Origin of the sequence: Bradyrhizobium sp. Ce-3 (assembly GCF_022835695.1) — a bacterium.
In the GTDB taxonomy this organism is placed as follows: Bacteria; Pseudomonadota; Alphaproteobacteria; order Rhizobiales; family Xanthobacteraceae; genus Bradyrhizobium.
This window is the reverse complement of the sequence record NZ_BQUV01000001.1, coordinates 151,920-171,535: the sequence shown is the minus strand read 5'-3', so window position 1 is coordinate 171,535 and position 19,616 is coordinate 151,920. Positions and strand designations below refer to the sequence as shown.

Genomic DNA, 19,616 nt, shown 5'->3' with positions numbered 1-19,616 from the left:
TGGAAAGCGGTTCAATGAACCCTTTGATGTCGCGTCGTATCATGCTCGAACGCCGTCATTTCGTTGGAGCCGCGCTCGGCTCGATGTTCATCTCCGATCTGGCCGCCGGCAATGCGGCCTCGTCCGCGGTCCCCGCCGCCGAGCGCCTGAACGAGCTCGGGCCGGAAAACGCTGCCATGGCGGCATACGCAGGTTTGTGGGACGTCACCGAGACGGCGTGGAACGAGCCGGGCGGCGATCCAGTCACCACCACCGGGCTCGTCGCCGAGCGCCGCATGATCGGGTCCTACCTTCAGGAGCTCATCTGTCCGGCGTCGGACACGTCGAAGCAGAATATCAAACGCATTGACTATCTGAGCTTTCAGCGCGTGGAAGGCCGATGGAAATACGTGTCGATCGAGATGCGCGCGCCGGTGGGCATCATGCCCGCCAGCAGTTTCGACCGCGGCGACGGGACGAGCGTGGTGCTGGTCCACGATCCCTTTGCGATCGCGGGCGGCGGGTCCGATGTGGCGGGGCAGATGCTGCGCATGAATACGATCGTCACCCGCGACGGGCCTGACCGCGACGTCAAGAACCAGCACTTCATCCTGCCTGACGGCGCCGGCACAGTCTGGCTCGCGCACCGCTACGCCTACGCGCGCAGGGCGGGTCCGTGAACCGGTATGGACGAGACGCGACGATGCCCGCAACCGGGCGGCAGCGCGCAGCGCTGCCACTCCAAACGCGCCTTTACCCGACCAGCTTCAGCCCGACGATCCCGGACACGATCAGCCCGATGCTGGCGAGCCGCATCGCGGTCGCGGGTTCGCCGAGCAGGATGATGCCGAGTGTTGCGGTGCCGACCGCGCCGATCCCGGTCCAGACCGCGTAGGCGGTTCCAATCGGCAGCGTCTTCAGCGCGAGGCCGAGCAGCAGCACGCTGCCGGCCATCGCCGCCAGCGTCAGCACCGACGGCACCAGCCGCGAGAAACCCTCGGTATATTTCAGCCCGATCGCCCAGCCGATCTCGAGCAGGCCTGCGGTGAACAGAATGGCCCAAGCCACAGCGAACCCTCCGGATAAGGCAGGGTCGTCCCCGCGGATGATGTGGTGAGAAGGTCGTCCCTCGCGTACCTATATGGGGATCGTGCGGTCGTCCCGCATTGCGACAAAACGCCCTTGATTGCGCCCGTTTTCCCTGCCAAACGCTGCCCCGCCATGTCCGATACCGCTGTTTCAACCGAATCGCCGTCCCGCTCGCCGCTTTCAGACGAAGTGGCGCGCCGCCGCACCTTTGCGATCATCTCGCACCCTGACGCCGGCAAGACCACGCTGACGGAAAAGCTGTTGCTGTTCGGCGGCGCCATCAACCTCGCGGGCCAGGTCAAGGCCAAGGGCGAGCGGCGCAATACGCGTTCGGACTGGATGAAGATCGAGCGCGAGCGCGGCATCTCGGTCGTCACCTCGGTGATGACCTTCGAGTTCAACGACCTCGTGTTCAACCTGTTGGACACGCCGGGCCACGAGGACTTTTCGGAAGATACCTATCGCACGCTGACCGCGGTCGATTCCGCGGTCATGGTGATCGATGCCGCGAAGGGCATCGAGGCGCGGACGCGCAAACTGTTCGAGGTGTGCCGGCTGCGCGACATCCCGATCATCACCTTCATCAACAAGATGGACCGCGAGAGCCGCGACACGTTCGATCTGCTGGACGAGATCGAGAAGACGCTGGCGCTCGACACCACGCCGATGACCTGGCCGGTCGGCCGCGGCCGCGACTTCCTCGGCACCTATGACGTCGTCAATGGCGGCGTGCGGCTGCTCGAGGGCGGCGGCGCCAAGACCGGCGCCACCGAGCAGATCGACATCGCCGATCTCGGCAAGCGCAATCCCAATCTCGACGTCGCCGAGGTCAAGGACGAGCTGGCGCTGGCGTCGGAAGCCTGCAAGCCGTTCGAGCTCGCGGCGTTCCGCGAAGGCCATCTGACGCCGGTCTATTTCGGCAGCGCGCTGCGCAATTTCGGCGTCGGCGACTTGCTGGAGGGCCTCGGCAAGTTCGCACCGGCGCCGCGTGCGCAGGATTCCGATCTGCGCAAGGTCGAGGCGGCGGAGCCGCGCATGAGCGCGTTCGTGTTCAAGATCCAGGCCAACATGGATCCGAACCACCGCGACCGCATCGCCTTCGCCCGGCTGTGCTCCGGCAAGCTCAGCCGCGGCATGAAGGCCAAGCTGGTGCGCACCGGCAAGAACATGAGCCTGTCGAGCCCGCAATTCTTCTTCGCCCAGGATCGCTCGGTGGCGGACGAGGCGTTCGCCGGCGACGTGGTCGGCATTCCCAACCACGGCACGTTGCGGATCGGCGACACCCTGACCGAGGGCGAGGATCTCACCTTCGTCGGCGTGCCGAGCTTCGCGCCCGAAATCGTGCGCCGCGTTCGCCTCACCGATGCCATGAAGGCGAAGAAGCTGAAGGAAGCCCTGCAGCAGATGTCGGAGGAGGGCGTCGTGCAGGTGTTCCGTCCGCGCGACGGCGCACCGGCACTGGTCGGTGTGGTCGGCCCGTTGCAGCTCGACGTGCTGAAGGCGCGGCTCGATGCGGAATACTCGCTGCCGGTCGAGTTCGAGGTCTCCGAGTTCTCGCTGGCGCGCTGGATTTCCTCCGACGACCGCAAGAAGCTCGATGCCTTCGTCGCCGCCAACAATTCCGGCATCGCCGACGACGTCGACGGCGATCCCGTGTTCATGGCCAAGAACGAGTTCTATCTCGGCTACACCCGCGAGCGCGCCGAGGGCATCACCTTCTCCAACGTCAAGGACGTGAAGAAGAAGGCGTAGCGTCGTATACGCGCCGCATATTCTGTGTCGTCCCTCGGCTCGACCGGGGGACCCAGTACGCCGCGACCTCTCGATCGATCACTGCCGCCTCTGGAATACTGGATCGCCCGGTCGAGGCCGGGCGATGACAGTGGGGGTTGTGGCGCGACGGATGGCGGCGACACGCGCGAGGACGTGAACTGGGCCCGCTTGATGCGGTCTGGCTGCGGTACCATTTTCCCCGGAGCGCATCCTGGGTCCGACCGCATGCTCCGACGCGTCATCATCTGCCTCGCTTTTGCCGTGCCGGCCCTTGCCATCGCGGGCGCTGCCTCAGCGCGCCAGCGGCAACAGACCGACCCGGCGCCGTTCGCGCACACGCCGTGCAGCGTGCTCGACAACGGGCCTTGCCTCCCGTCCACCTGCAGCGTGTTCAATCACGGGCCGTGCTTTCCCGAGATGGATTATCCGTACGGCGAAAATCTCCAGCTCACGATCCTGACCGTGCCGCCGCAAGATCAGGCCGAGAAGTACCGCAAGCCCGATCATGATCTCGATACCATCGGCGATCTGTTCGCGGCGCTGCGTTCCTGCTGGATGCCACCGCCGCCCGACGACGCGCGGGCGGGCATGCAGATGTCGGTGCGCTTCAGCTTCAAGCGGTCGGGCGAGATGATCGGCGCGCCGCGGCTGACCTTCGCGACGCGGGGCATCCCGGCGGATACCCGCGCCACCTACCTCAACGCGATCAATGCCTCGCTCAACGCCTGCCTGCCGCTGAAATTCACCGGCGGGCTCGGCGGCGCGCTGGCCGGCCGCCCGATCATGATCCGCTATGTCGACAATCGCGAGCTGGCCAAGCCGGCCGACAAGTCGGCCGACAAGCCGTGAAGCGGACGCATTGCCACCCGCCCGGCGAAGGTGATACGCGAAGGCACTAATCAATCAAGGGAGGAACATCGTGGGACTGCTCGTCATGATCCTGGGTCTCGTGCTGTTCCTCGGCATCCACGTGCTGACCAGCCTGCGCGAGCTGCGCGCGGGTATCGTCAGCGCGATGGGCGAGGGGGCCTACAAGGGTGTCTATTCGCTGGTGTCGTTCGCAGGCCTCGCGCTGATCATCTGGGGCTTCGGCCACTACCGCGCGACCGGCTGGATCGACGTCTGGACGCCGCCGACCGCGTTCAAGCACATCACGGTGGCCTTGATGCTGCCCGCCGTCATCCTCGTCGTCGCCTCCTACATCCGCGGCCGCATCTACACCACGCTGAAGCACCCGATGCTGGCGGGCGTGAAGCTGTGGGCGTTCGCGCATCTGCTCGCCAATGGCGATCTCGGCTCGATCATCCTGTTCGGCTCGTTCCTCGGCTGGGCGGTCTATGACCGGATCTCGCTGAAGCGCCGTGCCGATGCCGGCGCGCCGCCGATCCCGGTCGGCGGGCCGACCAACGACCTGATCGCGATCGCGGTCGGTATCATTGCGTATCTGGCGCTGGCGTTTGCGTTCCACCCGGTCGTGATCGGCGTGCCTGTCATGGGAGCCTGACAATGTCTGTTCAATCCGCCATCAAGCGCAAGACCGCGCCCGATCTGCGCGCGCGCAAGAACGGTGAGCCGATCGTGATGCTGACGTCGTACCACGCGCACACCGCCGCGCTGGTCGACCGTCATTGCGACGCGATCCTGGTCGGCGATTCCCTCGGCAACGTCATGCATGGCTTCGAGACCACGGTGCCCGTCACGCTCGATATGATGATCCTGCAGGGCCGCGCGGTGATGCGCGGATCGCAAGCTGCCCTCGTCGTGGTCGACATGCCGTTCGGCTCCTATGAGGGCTCGAAGGAGCAGGCGTTTCAATCCGCGGTGCGGATCATGAAGGAAACCCTGTGCGGCGCCGTCAAGCTCGAGGGCGGGGCGCGGATGGCGGAGACGGTGGCGTTCCTGTCGGAGCGCGGCATTCCCGTGATGGGCCATATCGGCCTGACCCCGCAGTCTATCAATACGCTGGGCTCGTTCCGCGCGCAGGGCCGCGAGGAGGAGAACTGGGCGCCGATCGAAAACGACGCCAAGGCGATCGCGGAAGCCGGCGCCTTCTCGATCGTGGTCGAGGCGGTCGCCGAGCCCCTGGCGCGCAAGATCACGCAATCGATCACTGTCCCGACGATCGGCATCGGCGCCAGCGCGGCCTGCGACGGCCAGGTGCTGGTGCTGGAGGACATGCTCGGCCTGTCGCCGCGCGCGCCGAAATTCGTGCGCCGCTACGGCAATCTCGGCCCGATGATCGAGGAAGCGATCGCGGGCTATGCGCGCGACGTCAAGAGCCGCGCCTTCCCGGGGCCGGAGCACGTCTACGGCATGAAGAAGAGCTGACGAGGGGCGCATGGACTGGTCGCAACACGCAGTGCCGCCGATGCGGCTCGAGCCGCGCTTCGGTGACCGCGTCGTGCCGGCATTTGTCGAGCGACCGGTCAGCCTGTGGGCGATGATCGCCGACGCTGTCGCGCAGAACGGTGACGGCGAGGCGCTGGTCTGCGGCGCGACGCGCCTATCTTGGCGTGAGGTCGCCGAGCAATCGGCGAAAGTCGCGGCCGGCTTTGCAAAGCTCGGCCTTGCGCCCGGCGATCGCGTCGCGATCCTGCTCGGCAACCGCATTGAGTTTGTGCTGACGATGTTCGCCGCCGCCCATGCCGGGCTAGTCACGGTGTTGCTCTCGACGCGCCAGCAGAAGCCCGAGATCGCCTATGTGCTGAACGATTGCGGTGCGAAGTGCCTGGTCCACGAAGCTGCGCTTGCCGACCGCATCCCCGACGCCGCCGACATTCCCGGCCTGGCACATCGGATCTCCGTCAGCGACGACGGTGCGTCGCTATTCGGCGCGCTACGCGACAACGCGCCGGCTGCGGCGCCGGCGGGGGTGAAGGAAGAGGACACCGCGATAATCCTCTACACCTCGGGCACCACGGGGCGGCCGAAGGGCGCGATGCTCGCCCATTGCAACATCATCCACTCCTCACAGGTGTTCGCTTCCTGCCTGAAGCTGACCAAGGCAGATCGCTCGATCGCCGCGGTGCCGCTCGCCCATGTCACCGGCGCGGTCGCCAACGTCACCACCATGGCCTGCTGCGCCGGCGCGCTGATCATCATGCCGGAGTTCAAGGCGTCGGAATATCTGAAGGTCGCGGCGCGCGAGCGAGTCACCTACACGGTGATGGTGCCGGCGATGTACAATCTCTGCCTGATGCAGCCGGATTTCGACAGCACCGATCTGTCGAGCTGGCGGATCGGCGGCTTCGGCGGCGCGCCGATGCCGGTCGCGACCATCGAAAGGCTCGACGCCAAGATTCCCGGGCTCAAGCTTGCCAATTGCTACGGCGCGACCGAGACGACGTCGCCCTCGACCTTGATGCCGGGCGAACTGACCGCCGCCCACATCGACAGCGTCGGCCTGCCGTGTCCCGGCGCCGAGATCATCGTGATGGGCGCTGACGGCCGCGAGGTGCCGAGGGGCGAGATCGGCGAGCTCTGGATCCGCAGCGCCTCGGTCATCAAGGGCTACTGGAACAATCCGCAGGCGACCGCCGAGAGCTTCACCGCAGGGTTCTGGCATTCCGGCGATCTCGGCTCGGTCGATGCCGACAACTTCGTCCGGGTGTTTGATCGCCAGAAGGACATGATCAACCGCGGCGGGCTGAAGATCTATTCCGCCGAGGTCGAGTCCGTGCTCGCGGGCCATCCGGCCGTGGTCGAGAGCGCGATCATCGCAAAACCGTGCCCGGTGCTCGGCGAGCGCGTGCATGCGGTGATCGTGACCCGCACCGAGGTGAATGCGGAGAGCCTGCGCGCCTGGTGCGCCGAGCGGCTGTCCGACTACAAGGTGCCGGAGACGATGGCGCTGACATCGGAGCCGCTGCCGCGCAACGCCAACGGCAAGGTGATCAAGCGGCAGCTGCGCGAGGGCCTGTCGGCGGGGGTGTGATCCGGGGCCGTGCAAACGTCCCGCGTTAACGCTTTGATCCGCCTCGCTTTGCCTTGCCTCCGCCACACCGTTAGGGTAACGCCGCCGCGATGTGGGGATCAGGTAGGGGCTGCGCTCCGCCGAGATTCGCGGTCCCGAGGGGATGGGATAGCCTTAAGTGTCTGAATTATTTGACGAAGTCGACGAGGAAGTCCGTCGCGATCAGCTCAAGAAGCTGTGGGACAAGTACTCGATCTTTATCATCGCGCTGGCGATCCTGGTGGTCGCGGGCGTCGGTGGCTGGCGCGGCTATCAATATCTCGAAGGGAAGAAGGCCGCCGAGGCCGGTGCGGCGTTCGACCGCGCCGTCGAGCTGTCGGACCAGAACAAGCATGCCGAGGCCGAGGCCGCCTTTGCCGACCTCATCACCAAAGCGCCGTCCGGTTACCGCAACCTGGCACGGCTGCGCATGGCCGCCGAGGTCGCGACCCGCGACCAGCCGGCCGCCGCCAAGCTCTATGACGAGATCGCAGCCGACCGCAGCGTCGGCGGTCCCGAGCAGGACCTGGCGCGGATCCGCGCCGCGCAGATCCTGATGGAAACCACGACCTATCCGAACATGCTGCAGCGGCTCGAGGCCACCGCGACGTCGAAGGATTCGACCTTCCGCCACTCCGCGCGCGAACTCTTGGCGCTGTCGGCCTGGCGCGCCAACGACGCCACCGCCGCGCGGCAGTGGCTCGACCAGATTGCCAATGACGGCGAGACGCCGCCGAGCCTGCGTTCGCGCGCTGAAGCGCTGCAGGCACTGTTGCCGCCGGTCGCCAAGAGCTGACCTGAGGCATGATCCGGAAAAGTGGGAACCGGTTTTCCGATCGGATCATGCCCAGACAAACCCTGAGTCTGAGTGAGAGATCGACCATGCGCCGCTCGCAACGCCTGATCGCAGCCGCAGTCCTCACCGCGCTTTGCAGCGCGCTGGCCGGCTGCGGCGGTGGCGGCATGGCCAATTTCGACCCGAGCGACATGCTCGACTTCCTCGACACCAAGAAGAAGCTGGCGGGCGACCGCAAGCCGGTGTTCCCCGAAGGCGTGCCCGGCCTCGAGCAGGGCGTGCCGAAGGAATTGTACAAGGGCTCGCCGCAGGAGCAGCTCGACCAGCAGAACGCCGCCGCGGCCGCTGCCGCTCAGCCGGCTCCGCCCGCCGAGCCGCCGAAGGGCGCCAAGAAGCACGCCAAGCGGGCGGCACCGGCCGCCGATCAGGCGGCTGCTCCCGACGCCGCAACCGAGGAGGGCGCGCCCGCCGCGGTGCCGCCGGATCCGAAGCCGAAGAAGATCGTCCGCCGCCGCACCACCGCGCCGCCTCCCGACGATCAGCAGGCACAGCCCGCGGCGCCGGGCCAGCAGACCCAGACCTCGCAACAATCCGGCGGTGCGTTCCCCGCGCCGCTACCGAGCGGCGGATTTAGCCGCTAGCATGATCCGGAAAAGTGCGAAGCGGCTTTCCGGAAAGATCATGCTAAAACCAGAACCTGAAGCGCGATGACTATTCAACCCAATCGCATCGCGCTTTAGGCTCCTCTTTCAATTCATTGACGCGCGCCGCGCCGCGGCGCCTGGATGATCCATGTCCTTTACCATCGCCATTATCGGCCGGCCCAATGTCGGAAAGTCGACGCTGTTCAACCGGCTGGTCGGCCAGAAACTCGCGCTGGTCGACGACGAGCCCGGGGTGACGCGCGACCGCCGCGAGGGCCAGGCCAGGCTCTATGATCTCGACTTCACCATCATCGACACCGCGGGGCTCGACGAGGGCGCCAAGGGTTCGCTGACGGCGCGGATGCAGGAGCAGACCGAAACCGCGATCGAACTCGCCGACGCCCTGATGTTCGTGATCGACGCCCGCGTCGGCCTGACGCCGACCGACCGCGCCTTCGCCGATTTCGCCCGCAAGGCCAACAAGCCGGTGGTGCTGGTCGCCAACAAGGCCGAGGGCAAGCATGGCGAGATCGGCGCGATGGAATCCTACGCGCTGGGCCTCGGCGATCCCGTGCAGATCTCGGCCGAGCATGGCGAGGGCATGGCCGACCTCCACGAGGCGCTGAGCACGCTGGTGCCCGAGACGCCGGAGGACGACGACGAGGCTGAGGATGATGAGGACATCTCGGAGGAGGAGGCCGCGCAGCGTCCGATCCGCGTCGCCATCGTCGGCCGGCCCAATGCCGGCAAGTCGACGCTGATCAACCATCTGCTCGGCGAGGAGCGGCTGCTAACCAGCCCCGAGGCCGGCACCACGCGCGATTCCATCGCGGTCGAGATCACCTGGCAGGGCCGCCAGTTCCGGGTGTTCGACACCGCAGGCCTGCGCCGCCGCTCGCGGATCGAGGAAAAGCTGGAGAAGCTCTCGGTCGCCGACGCGTTGCGCGCGGTGCGCTTCGCCGAAGTCGTCGTGATGATGATGGACGCGCAGAACAAGTTCGAGGAGCAGGACCTGCGCATCGCCGACCTGATCGAGCGCGAGGGCCGCGCCATCGTGCTCGCGGTCAACAAATGGGACCTGGTCGAGCGCAAGCCGAACCAGATCTCGCAGCTGCGCACCGATGCCGACCACTGGCTGCCGCAGGTCAAGGGCGCGCCGATCGTCGCGGTTTCCGGCCTGATGGGCGAGGGTATCGATCGCCTGATGACGGCGATCCAGGAGGCCTATGCAGTCTGGAACCGGCGCTTGCCGACCTCCGCGCTCAATCGCTGGTTCGAGCAGGCGATCCAGGCCAATCCGCCACCGGCTGTTTCGGGCCGCCGGCTGAAGCTGAACTACATCACGCAGGTAAAGGCGCGCCCGCCGAGCTTGGTGCTGTTCTGCTCGCGCGCCGACGCGATTCCCAGGTCCTATCTGCGCTATCTCATCAACTCGCTGCGCGAGACCTTCGATCTGCCGGGCACGCCTGTTAGAATCACGCTGCGCGAGAAGGCCAATCCGTTCGCCCACAAGCGCAAACGGCCGTCGTGAACGGAGAGGCGCGAACTGACACAGTTTCAGTGTCGCAACCGCGCAGCGGCGCGGTGATCTTCATCTTCATCACGCTGCTGCTCGACATGCTCGCGCTCGGGATCATCATCCCGATCCTGCCCAAGCTGATCGAAGGCTTCGTCAGCAACGACACCGCGAACGCCGCGCGCATCTTCGGCGTGTTCGGCTCGATCTGGGCGTTGATGCAGTTCGTCTGCTCGCCGATCCTCGGCGCGCTGTCCGATCGCTTCGGCCGCCGGCCGGTGGTGCTGCTGTCGAATTTCGGCCTCGCAGCCGACTATGTGCTGATGGCGCTGGCGCCGAACCTGATCTGGCTGTTCATCGGGCGGGCGATCTCGGGCATCACCTCGTCGAGCATCTCGACCGTGTTCGCTTATATCGCCGACGTCACCGCGCCCGAGCAGCGCGCCGCGATGTTCGGCAAGATCGGCGTCGCGTTCGGCGCCGGCTTCATCCTGGGACCGGCGCTCGGCGGCCTGCTCGGCGAGATCGATCCGCGGCTGCCGTTCTGGGCGGCGGCGGGCCTGAGCTTCGTCAACGGGCTCTATGGCCTTTTTATCCTGCCGGAATCGCTGCCGGTCGAGCGGCGTGCGCCGTTCAAATGGAAGAGCGCCAATCCGATCGGCGCGCTGCGCTTCCTGTGCGCGAACCCGACGCTGGCCGGCCTGTCGCTGGCGACCTTCTTCGGCCAGCTCGCGCATGTCGTGCTGCCCTCGGTGTTCGTGCTCTACGCCACCTATCGCTACGGCTGGGACACCGGCACGGTCGGCGCGACGCTGGCGCTGGTCGGCCTCTGCGGCATGATCGTGCAGGGCGCGGCGATCGGCCCGATCGTCAAGCTGCTCGGTGAGCGCAACGCGCTGTTCCTCGGCCTCGTCTGCGGCGCGCTGGGCTTCGTGATCTTCGGCGCAGCGCCGACCGGGCAACTATTCTGGATCGGCATTCCCGTGATGGCGCTGTGGGGCCTTTCCGGCGCCGCGACGCAGGCCCTGACGACGCAGCTCGTCGCCGCCGACCAGCAGGGCCAGTTGCAGGGCGCGACCTCGAGCGTGCAGAGCATGTCGGAATTGATCGGCCCGTTCCTGTTCACGCTGACGTTTGCTTATTTCATCGGCGACAATCTGCCGGTCAAAATGCCCGGCGCGCCATTCTACCTGGCCGGCGCGCTGCTGCTGCTCGCGCTCGCCATCGCGTGGCGTGCGACGGCGAAGCGAGCGTAGGGCGGGTCAGCGAAGCGTAACTCGCCGTCTTCGTGCGGCAAGGAAAGTCGGCGGGTTACGGCTTCGCCTAACCTGCCCACCAATTCTAGTCCGTCGCCGGCACCGAATGGTGCTCGTGGGTGATGCGCCAGCTGCCGTCGACCTTGCGCAATCCGATCGTCAGGCGGAACTGGAACGTGGCGTCGAGTGGGCCGCAACGCATGACCGCGACAGCGAAAGCGACGTCGTCGCCGGCCGTGATCACGATCTCCTCGATATCGAAGGCGTAGGTCGAGCGCTGGCAGCCGAAGAACAGGTCCCAAGTCTTCCTGTACGCATCAAGTCCGCGTAACTGCAACGGCGGCGGCACGTCGAACATCACGATGTCCTGATCGTGATGGGCGAGCACGCCTGGATAATCGTGCCTGCGGACGGCGTCCGCCCAGGCGTCGATAAGTGCTCTGACTTCGGTCTGCGCCGTCTGGCTCTGCTGTGTCATCGCTCGTGCTCCGCGTGCGGGCTGATCCATGCTCCGAGGACGAAGGCGAGGGCGTCGATCCGACACGCCGATGCGCGAAGACATCAGAAATCCGCAGGATCGCGTCATTTTGCCCATTTACAAACCATCCAGTTGGTTTGTATGATATCGCCAAGATGCGTGCCTCGCTCCCGGGGCCGCTCTGGCGGGAGGAGCATGGTGAACGACGAGGCCGTAGACGTTTGCGATGAACTGACCGGTTTCAGCGACGCACAGGCGGCGCTGCTGACGTCGCGCAGCCTTGTCTATCTGACCGACCTGAAACTCGATGGCGGCAGGCATGGAACGATCGTCGCCGCCAGCTATTCCGATGCGGAAACGGTCGCCCGCGCGCGTGGTCGCGGCGAAAGGGTGATCGGCCGAATGGCCCATGGTTTTCTTCACGGCCTGCGCCGCCGCCTGCTGCAGAAGGTTCGTGGCTCCGTCAGCGCATGCGCGTAAGCGATCAGATGGCGCGATGATCAATTGGTCGGCATGGCGCGCCGCCCGACGCCGATGCTGACATGTGGGTACGTCGTTCGCGCTGCCTGGCAGAAGCCGATGCAGCGCTTGAGATTGACTGAAGCCGCTGAGATACTGTGCTCTCAAGCGACTCCTTCCTGAGTAAGTAGCCCCATGGACAATCCTTCCCGCTCGGAACGCTCCCGCAACGCCGCGCTCGACGCCGCGATCACCATCGTGACACGCGATGGTCCGGGGCGCCTGACGCTGGACGCGATTGCGCGCGAGAGCGGTCTCAGCAAGGGCGGCGTGATGCATCAGTTCCGCACCAAGGAAGCGGTGCTGCGCGCCTTGCTCGAGCAGCAGATGACGCATTTCGAGGAGTTCTCGACCCGCTACCTCGAAAAGGCGCGCGAGACCTCGGACCAGCCCGAACTGGCGGCGCAGATCGCCACGCTCAAGGAAGCGATCTCGACGCCGCGGGCAGGGGCGTTCGCGCTGCTGGCGGCGATGAACGCGAATCCGGAATTGATGGCGATGCCGCGCGATGTCGACATCAAGAAGGTTGCGCTGATGAAGGCCGAGGCGTGCGATCCGGATCTGGCGCTGCTGCGCTGGGCGGCGGCACGGGGGCTGCTGCTGAGTTCGTTGTTCGGCATGTTGTCGCTGACCGAGGCGGAGCGCGATCGCCTGTTCGAGCGATTGCTCGACGACAGCAAGTGGACTGCGCTCGAGCACGGCGCGGCCGAGCCGGCGAAGCCGTCCAGGACGACGGCGGCACGCGCGGCATCGCCGCGGCCTGCCGGCGCACGGTCGGCAAAGCCGGCATCGGCGCGCAAGCGCGGCTGAACTTCCGGCGTTGCCTGAAAACACAACGCCGCCCAAGCGGAATATGGATCGCTTGGCGGCGTTGGATCGGCACCGGGCCCCTGAAATCCCCCGGCAGGTGGTGCGTTAGCACGAGAGATATCGCGGGTTTGTGACAAGGCGGCGCCGCATGTCACGACGCGGTTTCACCGCGGCTTTCCATGACGTTTCGACCCGCCGCATTTTCCTGGCGCGTTTGCTGCGATTGCAACTTTACAAACCGCCTGGTCGGTTTTATACCTTGCCGCACTGAGGCAAGATCTGGCGGCGCCGGGACGGCGAGCCAGATCGGCAGTGACGGCCGCAGCCGTACTTTCAGCCCCGGACGCGGCTGCGGCCGAGCTGCTCTTCCGCTTTAGGATCGGATGAGGAGATTGGAATGGAGAGCTCGATCGCCGCGCGCGGTCTGGGAGCGATGGCGCTTTGCGTCCTCGCAGCAGGATGTGCCGCCGTCACGCCGGTGGCCTATTCGGACGTGGCCTCGTCGGCCTACATGACGCCGGACACGTCCGACTCGTCGGGGCGTGTGCCGTATCGCTACGCGCCGCCGGTCGACTGGCGGAGCTACAACAAGGTGATGCTCGATCCGGTCGTGATCTATCGCGGCGCCGATCATCAGTTCGGCGAGATGTCCGAGAAGGACAAGGAGACGCTCGCCGCCTATATGCAGACCCGCTTCGCCGACAAGCTGCGCGGCCGCTTCACGCTGGTGAACATGCGCGGACCGAACACGTTTCGCGTGCGGTTGACGCTGACCGGTGCGGTCGCCAACACGCCGGTGCTCGGCACGCTGTCGCGCTTCGATATGGCCGGCGCGATCTACAACGGCGTGCAGGCGGCGCGTGACGGCGAGGGCACCATGACCGGCTCGGTGATCTATGCGGTCGAGATGTTCGACGGCCCGACCGCGCGGCTGCTCGGCGCCTATGTCAGCAAGCAATATCCCAATGCCTACGACATCAAGGCCAGCGTCGGCGATCTCGCCGCCGCCACCGCCGGCATCGACAAGGGCGCCGATGCCTTCATGGCGCAACTGAAGTAAGGCGCGTCGCGCCTGCCGCAACGATCCCGACAATGAAAGGTGCTGTCGAATGAATTACATGGTTCGCCTGTTTCTGCGCAGCCTGGTCGCCGCCATTCTGATGAGCTCGACCGGCCATGCCGACGTGATCGCATCGAGCGATCCGAGCGGCACCTGGCTCACCGAAGACGGACGCGCGCGCATCCGGCTCGAACGCTGCGGCGTTGCGCGCGACCACATCTGCGGCTTCATCGTCTGGATGAAGGACCCGGTCGATCCGCGCGGCCAACCGTATCGTGACGCCCTCAATCCCGATCCCGACAAGCGAGCGCGCGCGCTGCTCGGCCATCAGTTGATCATGGGCCTGACGGTCACGGCCGAGGGGCGGTTCAACGGCGAGATCTACAACGCCGAGGACGGCGAACGCTATTCGATTTCGCTGTGGCGCGACGCGTCCGACCGTCTCAAGCTCAAGGGGTGCCTGGTCAGGTTCCTGTGCCAGACCCAGACCTGGACGCAGACGCTCGACGTTCAGCCGGGACAACTCGTCGGCCTGACCGGCGATCCCGGCGGCCCGCGCGGCGACCGGGAATGGGTGTCGATGTTAGCACCGGCGGCTAGAGCGAAGTCGGCGGCGAAATGATGGGGTTAGGGTAGGTTAATCTTATGGGATCACGATTCTGTCTCCGTCGTCATTGCGAGGAGCGATAGCGACGAAGCAATCCATGGCTCCGCTTGTGGCGTGATGGATTGCTTCGCTTCGCTCGCAATGACGGCTGCCCGCTTACTTCTTCACCAGCGGACAGTCGCTGGCCTCGAGCGGCTTGGCGGCGTCTTCCGGAGAGATGGTGGCGATCAGCTTGTAATAGTCCCAGGGATATTTCGACTCTTCCGGCTTCTTCACTTCGAACAGATAGGCCGGAATGATGCGGCGTCCGTCGATCCGCAGGGGACCCTTGCCGAACAGCGGATCGTCGGTCGGGATCTCCTTCATCTTGGCGACGACCTTGGCGCCGTCATGCGGATTGCCGCCCATCGCGTCGAGCGCCTTCAAATAATGCAGCACGCCGGCATAGACGCCGGCGACCGTCATCGACGGCATCGAGCCCTTCGGCGAGACCTTCTGGAAACGCTTCGACCAGGCCCGGGTCTGGTCGTTCATGTCCCAGTAGAACGACTCGGTGAAGGTCAGGCCCTGCGCGATCTTCAGGCCCAGCGCGTGCACGTCGTTGACGAACAGCAGCAGCGCCGCGAGCTTCTGGCCGCCCGCGGTGATGCCGAACTCGGACGCCTGCTTGATCGCGTTGGTGGTGTCGCCGCCGGCATTGGCGAGGCCGATGATCTTGGCCTTGGAGGCCTGCGCCTGCAGCAGGAACGAGGAGAAGTCCGCGGTGTTGAGCGGGTGCTTGACACCGCCGAGCACCTTGCCGCCGTTCGCGGTGACCACCGCCGAGGTGTCGCGCTCCAGCGCATGGCCGAAGGCGTAGTCGGCGGTGAGGAAGAACCAGGTGTCGCCGCCGGCCTTGGTCAGCGCCTTGCCGGTGCCATTGGCGAGCATGTAGGTGTCGAACGTGTAGGAGATCGTGTTGGCGTTGCAGGCCTTGCCGGTGAGGTCGGCGGTCGCAGCGCCCGAATTGAGCACGATCGAGTTCTTCTCCTTGGCGAGGTTGCTCACCGCCAGCGCGACGCCGGAGTTCGGCGTGTCGGTGATGATGTCGACCTTGTCGTTGTCGATCCAGTTGCGCGCGATGTTGACGCCGACGTCGGGCTTGTTCTGGTGATCGCCGCTGACCACCTCGATCTTCCAGCCCTTGGCGCGCAGGCCGGAATCCTCCACCGCCATGTTGGCCGCGGCCACCGAGTTCGGGCCGCCGATGTCGGCATAGAGGCCCGACATGTCGTTGAGCACGCCGATCTTGACGTTCTTGTCCTGAGCAAAGGCGGGGGTGGCAAGGCCGAGTGCAGCGCAAGCGAAAAGCACGGCGTGGCGCCGTGCGAGCGTCGTCGTCATGAGACATTCCCTCCACTGTGATTTTTCCGGACGGCCCTCTTGTGGGGCCTTGTGCCGGTCGTTCGGGTTCCCGCTTACCCTTTCCGGGGCGAGGCGGCAATCCGTATAAAGCAGGATGAACTGCGTCGAAGCGTCATCCGGCGCGTCTTCGAGCGAAGCGGACAGCGGTTCGCGTGACGAAAACGCGTCAAAACGGAAAACTGAGCTGCCGCTTATTTGAGCGCGTCCGAGGTCAGCTTGAATTTCTGGATGCGTTTTCCGGTGTCGACCTCGGCGGTGTAGACATTGCCCTTGGCGTCGACCGCGAGCGCGTGCACCCAGTGGAATTGCCCGGCATTGCGGCCGTTGCGGCCGAAGCTGCCGACCACGGTGCCGTCGGCGCGCCTGACGATGCGAATCTCGTTGTTCTCGCCGTCGGCCGCGAGCAGATAGGTCTGCTGCGGATCGGGCCACAGCGCGATGTCCCAGACCGCGCCATTGCCGAGCGTGTTCTTCTCGAAGAAGAACTCCTTTACGAAGCTGCCGTCCTTCCGAAACACCTGGATGCGGTTGTTGATGCGGTCGCAGACATAGACCAGCCCGTCATTGGCGATCTTGACGCAATGCACGGGATTACCGAACTGCTGCGCGACCGGCGCCTTCGGGTCGTAGGCTGGCTGCTTGGCGTCATCGGGCTTGTTGCCATAGGCGCCCCAATGCCGCTTGTAGGCGCCGCTCGTGGCGTCGAACACGATGACGCGGTGGTTGCCGTAACCGTCGGCGACGTAGATCTCGTCGGCCGCCTTGTCGATCGCGGTCTCGGCCGGCTTGCCGAGCTGTGTCGTGTCGCTCGACCCCTTGCTCGGCGCGATCGAGCCGATCTGCGAAACGAACTTGCCGTCGAGCGTGAATTTGAGGATCGCATTGTCATTGTCGGCGTTGCCGCCGATCCAGACGAAGCCGCGCTCGTCGACCTCGATGCCGTGCTCGCGGCCGACCCATTCGTAACCGTCGCCCGGGCCGCCCCAAGCGCGCAGCAGATTGCCGTCGGCGTCGAACTCGAGCACCGGCGGCGCCGAGACGCAGCACTTCGAGCGCGGCGGGTTGAGCGCGGCGCCTTTCTCGTCGTCGGTCAGCGAGCGCGGCCGGTGGATCATCCAGACATGGCCCTGCCAATCGACGGTGATGCCGCCGACCTGGCCGAGGATCCAGTTGTTCGGCAGCGGCTTTGGCCATGCCGCATCGACCGTGAAGGTCGGGATGTCGCCGGCCTGCGCCTGTGGCTGCGCGCCGAGCAGGGCTGACGACGCGAGGCAGGCGGCGTACGCGATGCTGGACAGTGTTGCGCGCAGGCGAGGAAGCATCGGCATCATGGTTGCTCTGGCTTTCGTTGCGACAATCTGCGTGAACGCCGGACGATGCTATCGTCGCGTCATCCGACGCAGCCGTTACTTCGGCGCGCCGGAGGTCGGCTTGAATTTCTGGATCCGCTTGCCCTCGACCTCGCCGGTGTAGACGTTGCCCTTCTTGTCGACGGCCATGACATGCAGCAGCGAGAACTGTCCGGCGTTGCGGCCGTTATGGCCGAACGTGCCGGCCACGCTGCCGTCGGCGCGCCTGATGATGCGGATCTCGTTGTTGGCGCCGTCGGCATTCAACAGGTAGGTCTGCTTCGCATCCGGCCACAGCGCGAGATCGAACACCGCGCCGTCGCCGAGCGTGTTCTTCTCGTAGAAGAACTCCTTCACGAAGGTGCCGTCCTTCTTGAACACCTGGATGCGGTCCTGGCTGCGGTCGCAAACATAGACCAACCCGTCATTGGCGATCTTGATGCAATGCACGGGATTGCCGAATTGCTGCTGCTCCGGCGCGGTCGGCGTGTAGGGCGGCTGCTTGTCGTCGTTCGGCGTCTTGCCGGTGCCGCCCCACAGCCGCTTGTAGGCCAGCGTGGTGGCGTCGAACACGATGACGCGGCGGTTGCCGTAGCCGTCGGCGACGTAGAGCTCGTTGGCGGCCTTGTCGATCGCGATGCCGGCGGGCCGGCCGAGCTGGCTGGTGTCGTTGCTGTTGGTGCGGGCTGCGATCTTGCCGATCTGGCCGAGATACTTGCCGTCGAGCGAGAACTTCAGGATCGCGCTGTCGTCATCGGCATTGCCGCCGATCCAGACGAAGCCGCGTTCGTCGACCTCGATGCCGTGCTCGCGGCCGACCCATTGATAGCCGTCGCCGGGGCCGCCCCAGGAGCGCAGCAGATTGCCGTTGACGTCGAACTCCAGCACCGGCGGCGCCGGCACGCAGCATTTCGCCCGCGGCGGATTGAGAGTGGCGGCCTTCTCGCCGTCGGTCAGCGACCGCGGCCGGTGGATCACCCAGATGTGCCCCTGCCAGTCGACGGTGATGCCGCCGACCTGTCCGATGATCCAGTTGTTGGGCAGTTGCTTCGGCCAGGACGCATCGACCGCGAAGGTCGGGACGTCGCCGGCCGTGGCGGGCGAAGCTGCAACGAAGAGGGCCGATGATGCGATGCAGGCGGAGAGAAACAATCCGGACAGGATGGAGCGCGCGCGATTGAACGTCGGCGTCATTGGTTGCCTCCCGAGCTTCTTCTTGGCGGCCGTGCCGCTGGGGAGGGCAGTCAATCGCGGCGACGCGAGCGAGTCAATCGCAAGGAGCTGCGTAGCCCGGATGGAGCGCGTAGCCCGGATGGAGCGAAGCGAAATCCGGGACAAGTCTCTCTGCGGAGAAGCTGTCCCGGATTGCGCTTCGCTCCATCCGGGCTACGGGGTCTTCTCTGGTAGAGAGGCGGCCTACACCGGCGGCTGGAACGTGCGCAGCGTGTGCGCCTTGTAGTCGTAGAGCTTGCCGGTCTCGGTCCAGTCCGGCGAGCACATCGGCACGATGAATTCGGCGGCCATGTCCGGCGTATCCAGCGTCATCGGATCCTCGCCGGGAAACACCTGCGCCCGCATCCGGGTGCGGATCGGGCCCGGGCTGAACAGGTTGACGCGGAGCGCCGTGTTCGCGGTCTCATTGGCCCAGGAGCGCACCAGCGCGTCGAGCGCGGCCTTCGAGGCCGCGTAGGGGCCGAGATACGCGCTGGCCTTGTGCGCGACGCCCGAGGTCACGAACAGCGCGCGGCCGGCGTCGGACTGGCGCAGCAGCGGGTCCATGCAGCGGATCAGCTGGAAGTTGGCGGTGACGTTGATCGCGAACACGTCGTTCCACGGCTTCAGCTCGATATGGCCGAGCGGCGACGACGGGCCGGCGGTGCCGGCATTGCCGACCAGGATATCGAGCTTGCCGTGGCGCTCATGCAGCGCGAGGCCGAGCCGCGCGATGCCGTCATAGTCGGTGAGCGAGAGCGGCACCAGCGTGGCGCTGCCGCCACCTTTTCGGATCTCGTCGTCGAGCTCTTCCAGCCCGCCTTGGGTGCGCGCCACCGCAACGACATGGGCGCCGGCCTTGGCCAGCGCGACTGACGTCGCATAGCCGATCCCGCGCGAGGCGCCGGTGACGAGGGCAATCCGGGAGGCGAGGGATTTTGTCATGTTGGTCCGTCCGTGGTCTTGCGGCGGGTATTACAGACGGAAATGGCCGGGACAAGCCCGGCCATCATGAATTCCTGCGGTATCGCCGCTACCCGTCCATATTGGAGCTGTTGCTGCCGTTGCCCGAGCTGTCGGGCTTCACCTTGAAGCCCTGGCGGAAGGCAAACACGATGAAGCCAACCAGCAGCACCCCACCGAGGATGCCGATGATCGGCTGCATGACGTTG

21 protein-coding genes are annotated in these 19,616 nt (G+C 65.9%); 14 read left to right on the top strand and 7 right to left on the bottom strand.

The window, feature by feature from the left end; translation table 11 throughout:
- Nucleotides 1-14: 14 nt before the first annotated feature.
- Nucleotides 15-659 carry a DUF1579 domain-containing protein gene (locus BRSPCE3_RS00920; RefSeq protein ID WP_244063571.1) on the top strand — a complete coding sequence of 215 codons (645 nt, stop codon included), beginning with the start codon at nt 15-17 and terminating at the stop codon, nt 657-659.
- A 73-nt stretch (nt 660-732) separates the two neighbouring features.
- Here BRSPCE3_RS00920 and sugE read toward each other — a convergent pair whose 3' ends face one another.
- Nucleotides 733-1,047 (bottom strand): quaternary ammonium compound efflux SMR transporter SugE, encoded by a 315-nt coding sequence (gene sugE, locus BRSPCE3_RS00915; protein WP_212014437.1) that lies wholly within the window; start codon nt 1,045-1,047, stop codon nt 733-735.
- A gap of 153 nt (nt 1,048-1,200) precedes the next feature.
- Between sugE and BRSPCE3_RS00910 the strand changes: the two genes are divergently transcribed.
- The 9 genes from BRSPCE3_RS00910 (at nt 1,201) to BRSPCE3_RS00870 (ending at nt 11,005) form a co-directional block, all read left to right on the top strand.
- Nucleotides 1,201-2,820, top strand: a complete 1,620-nt coding sequence (locus tag BRSPCE3_RS00910) for a peptide chain release factor 3 (RefSeq protein WP_244063570.1) — start codon at nt 1,201-1,203, stop codon at nt 2,818-2,820.
- 246 nt (nt 2,821-3,066) lie between these two features.
- Complete coding sequence (locus tag BRSPCE3_RS00905; RefSeq protein WP_244063569.1) at nt 3,067-3,690, top strand: hypothetical protein; 624 nt, start codon at nt 3,067-3,069, stop codon at nt 3,688-3,690.
- 70 nt (nt 3,691-3,760) lie between these two features.
- Nucleotides 3,761-4,345, top strand: a complete 585-nt coding sequence (locus tag BRSPCE3_RS00900) for an NnrU family protein (protein ID WP_244063568.1) — start codon at nt 3,761-3,763, stop codon at nt 4,343-4,345.
- A gap of 2 nt (nt 4,346-4,347) precedes the next feature.
- Complete coding sequence (gene panB / locus BRSPCE3_RS00895) at nt 4,348-5,169, top strand: 3-methyl-2-oxobutanoate hydroxymethyltransferase (RefSeq protein ID WP_244063567.1); 822 nt, start codon at nt 4,348-4,350, stop codon at nt 5,167-5,169.
- Nucleotides 5,170-5,179: 10 nt separating this feature from the next.
- Nucleotides 5,180-6,775, top strand: a complete 1,596-nt coding sequence (locus BRSPCE3_RS00890) for a class I adenylate-forming enzyme family protein (RefSeq protein ID WP_244063566.1) — start codon at nt 5,180-5,182, stop codon at nt 6,773-6,775.
- Between the two features lie 157 nt (nt 6,776-6,932).
- A complete protein-coding gene (locus BRSPCE3_RS00885; protein ID WP_244063565.1) occupies nt 6,933-7,589 on the top strand; it encodes a tetratricopeptide repeat protein in 657 nt (218 codons plus the stop codon).
- Between the two features lie 86 nt (nt 7,590-7,675).
- Nucleotides 7,676-8,230, top strand: coding sequence for a hypothetical protein (locus tag BRSPCE3_RS00880; protein ID WP_244063564.1), 555 nt, complete (start codon nt 7,676-7,678; stop codon nt 8,228-8,230).
- A gap of 151 nt (nt 8,231-8,381) precedes the next feature.
- On the top strand, nt 8,382-9,764 hold the full coding sequence (gene der, locus BRSPCE3_RS00875; protein ID WP_244063563.1) for a ribosome biogenesis GTPase Der: 1,383 nt from the start codon (nt 8,382-8,384) through the stop codon (nt 9,762-9,764).
- Between the two features lie 29 nt (nt 9,765-9,793).
- Entirely contained in the window at nt 9,794-11,005 is a 1,212-nt protein-coding gene (locus BRSPCE3_RS00870; RefSeq protein WP_283843065.1) for an MFS transporter, read from the top strand.
- An 85-nt stretch (nt 11,006-11,090) separates the two neighbouring features.
- Here BRSPCE3_RS00870 and BRSPCE3_RS00865 read toward each other — a convergent pair whose 3' ends face one another.
- Nucleotides 11,091-11,483: a nuclear transport factor 2 family protein gene (locus tag BRSPCE3_RS00865; RefSeq protein WP_244063562.1), complete on the bottom strand. Its 393-nt coding sequence runs from the start codon at nt 11,481-11,483 to the stop codon at nt 11,091-11,093.
- A gap of 198 nt (nt 11,484-11,681) precedes the next feature.
- Between BRSPCE3_RS00865 and BRSPCE3_RS00860 the strand changes: the two genes are divergently transcribed.
- From BRSPCE3_RS00860 to BRSPCE3_RS00845, 4 genes are all read left to right on the top strand, one after another.
- Complete coding sequence (locus BRSPCE3_RS00860) at nt 11,682-11,963, top strand: hypothetical protein (protein ID WP_244063561.1); 282 nt, start codon at nt 11,682-11,684, stop codon at nt 11,961-11,963.
- A 174-nt stretch (nt 11,964-12,137) separates the two neighbouring features.
- Entirely contained in the window at nt 12,138-12,812 is a 675-nt protein-coding gene (locus BRSPCE3_RS00855; RefSeq protein ID WP_244063560.1) for a TetR/AcrR family transcriptional regulator, read from the top strand.
- 397 nt (nt 12,813-13,209) lie between these two features.
- A complete protein-coding gene (locus tag BRSPCE3_RS00850; protein ID WP_244063559.1) occupies nt 13,210-13,872 on the top strand; it encodes a DUF3313 domain-containing protein in 663 nt (220 codons plus the stop codon).
- A gap of 49 nt (nt 13,873-13,921) precedes the next feature.
- Nucleotides 13,922-14,494 (top strand): DUF2147 domain-containing protein, encoded by a 573-nt coding sequence (locus BRSPCE3_RS00845; protein WP_244063558.1) that lies wholly within the window; start codon nt 13,922-13,924, stop codon nt 14,492-14,494.
- Nucleotides 14,495-14,635: 141 nt separating this feature from the next.
- Here the strand turns inward: BRSPCE3_RS00845 and BRSPCE3_RS00840 are convergent, their stop codons facing one another.
- The 5 genes from BRSPCE3_RS00840 to BRSPCE3_RS35985 form a co-directional block, all read right to left on the bottom strand.
- Nucleotides 14,636-15,862, bottom strand: a complete 1,227-nt coding sequence (locus BRSPCE3_RS00840; RefSeq protein WP_244063557.1) for an ABC transporter substrate-binding protein — start codon at nt 15,860-15,862, stop codon at nt 14,636-14,638.
- 212 nt (nt 15,863-16,074) lie between these two features.
- Entirely contained in the window at nt 16,075-17,205 is a 1,131-nt protein-coding gene (locus tag BRSPCE3_RS00835) for a hypothetical protein (RefSeq protein WP_244064927.1), read from the bottom strand.
- An 84-nt stretch (nt 17,206-17,289) separates the two neighbouring features.
- Nucleotides 17,290-18,426, bottom strand: coding sequence for a hypothetical protein (locus tag BRSPCE3_RS00830; RefSeq protein ID WP_244063556.1), 1,137 nt, complete (start codon nt 18,424-18,426; stop codon nt 17,290-17,292).
- A gap of 222 nt (nt 18,427-18,648) precedes the next feature.
- A complete protein-coding gene (locus tag BRSPCE3_RS00825; protein WP_244063555.1) occupies nt 18,649-19,389 on the bottom strand; it encodes an SDR family NAD(P)-dependent oxidoreductase in 741 nt (246 codons plus the stop codon).
- Nucleotides 19,390-19,477: 88 nt separating this feature from the next.
- On the bottom strand, nt 19,478-19,609 hold the full coding sequence (locus BRSPCE3_RS35985; RefSeq protein ID WP_283843064.1) for a hypothetical protein: 132 nt from the start codon (nt 19,607-19,609) through the stop codon (nt 19,478-19,480).
- Nucleotides 19,610-19,616: the final 7 nt, after the last annotated feature.

Bases quoted from the DNA above. Each gene is read 5' to 3' on its own strand.
- BRSPCE3_RS00910 (WP_244063570.1), top strand. From the start codon at position 1,201: ATGTCCGATACCGCTGTTTCAACCGAATCGCCGTCCCGCTCGCCGCTT.
- panB (WP_244063567.1), top strand. From the start codon at position 4,348: ATGTCTGTTCAATCCGCCATCAAGCGCAAGACCGCGCCCGATCTGCGC.
- BRSPCE3_RS00840 (WP_244063557.1), bottom strand. From the start codon at position 15,862: ATGACGACGACGCTCGCACGGCGCCACGCCGTGCTTTTCGCTTGCGCT.
- BRSPCE3_RS00855 (WP_244063560.1), top strand. From the start codon at position 12,138: ATGGACAATCCTTCCCGCTCGGAACGCTCCCGCAACGCCGCGCTCGAC.
- BRSPCE3_RS00880 (WP_244063564.1), top strand. From the start codon at position 7,676: ATGCGCCGCTCGCAACGCCTGATCGCAGCCGCAGTCCTCACCGCGCTT.
- BRSPCE3_RS00920 (WP_244063571.1), top strand. From the start codon at position 15: ATGAACCCTTTGATGTCGCGTCGTATCATGCTCGAACGCCGTCATTTC.
- BRSPCE3_RS00905 (WP_244063569.1), top strand. From the start codon at position 3,067: ATGCTCCGACGCGTCATCATCTGCCTCGCTTTTGCCGTGCCGGCCCTT.
- BRSPCE3_RS00850 (WP_244063559.1), top strand. From the start codon at position 13,210: ATGGAGAGCTCGATCGCCGCGCGCGGTCTGGGAGCGATGGCGCTTTGC.
- BRSPCE3_RS00835 (WP_244064927.1), bottom strand. From the start codon at position 17,205: ATGCTTCCTCGCCTGCGCGCAACACTGTCCAGCATCGCGTACGCCGCC.
- BRSPCE3_RS00865 (WP_244063562.1), bottom strand. From the start codon at position 11,483: ATGACACAGCAGAGCCAGACGGCGCAGACCGAAGTCAGAGCACTTATC.
- der (WP_244063563.1), top strand. From the start codon at position 8,382: ATGTCCTTTACCATCGCCATTATCGGCCGGCCCAATGTCGGAAAGTCG.
- BRSPCE3_RS00890 (WP_244063566.1), top strand. From the start codon at position 5,180: ATGGACTGGTCGCAACACGCAGTGCCGCCGATGCGGCTCGAGCCGCGC.
- BRSPCE3_RS00825 (WP_244063555.1), bottom strand. From the start codon at position 19,389: ATGACAAAATCCCTCGCCTCCCGGATTGCCCTCGTCACCGGCGCCTCG.
- BRSPCE3_RS00845 (WP_244063558.1), top strand. From the start codon at position 13,922: ATGAATTACATGGTTCGCCTGTTTCTGCGCAGCCTGGTCGCCGCCATT.
- BRSPCE3_RS00830 (WP_244063556.1), bottom strand. From the start codon at position 18,426: ATGACGCCGACGTTCAATCGCGCGCGCTCCATCCTGTCCGGATTGTTT.
- BRSPCE3_RS35985 (WP_283843064.1), bottom strand. From the start codon at position 19,609: ATGCAGCCGATCATCGGCATCCTCGGTGGGGTGCTGCTGGTTGGCTTC.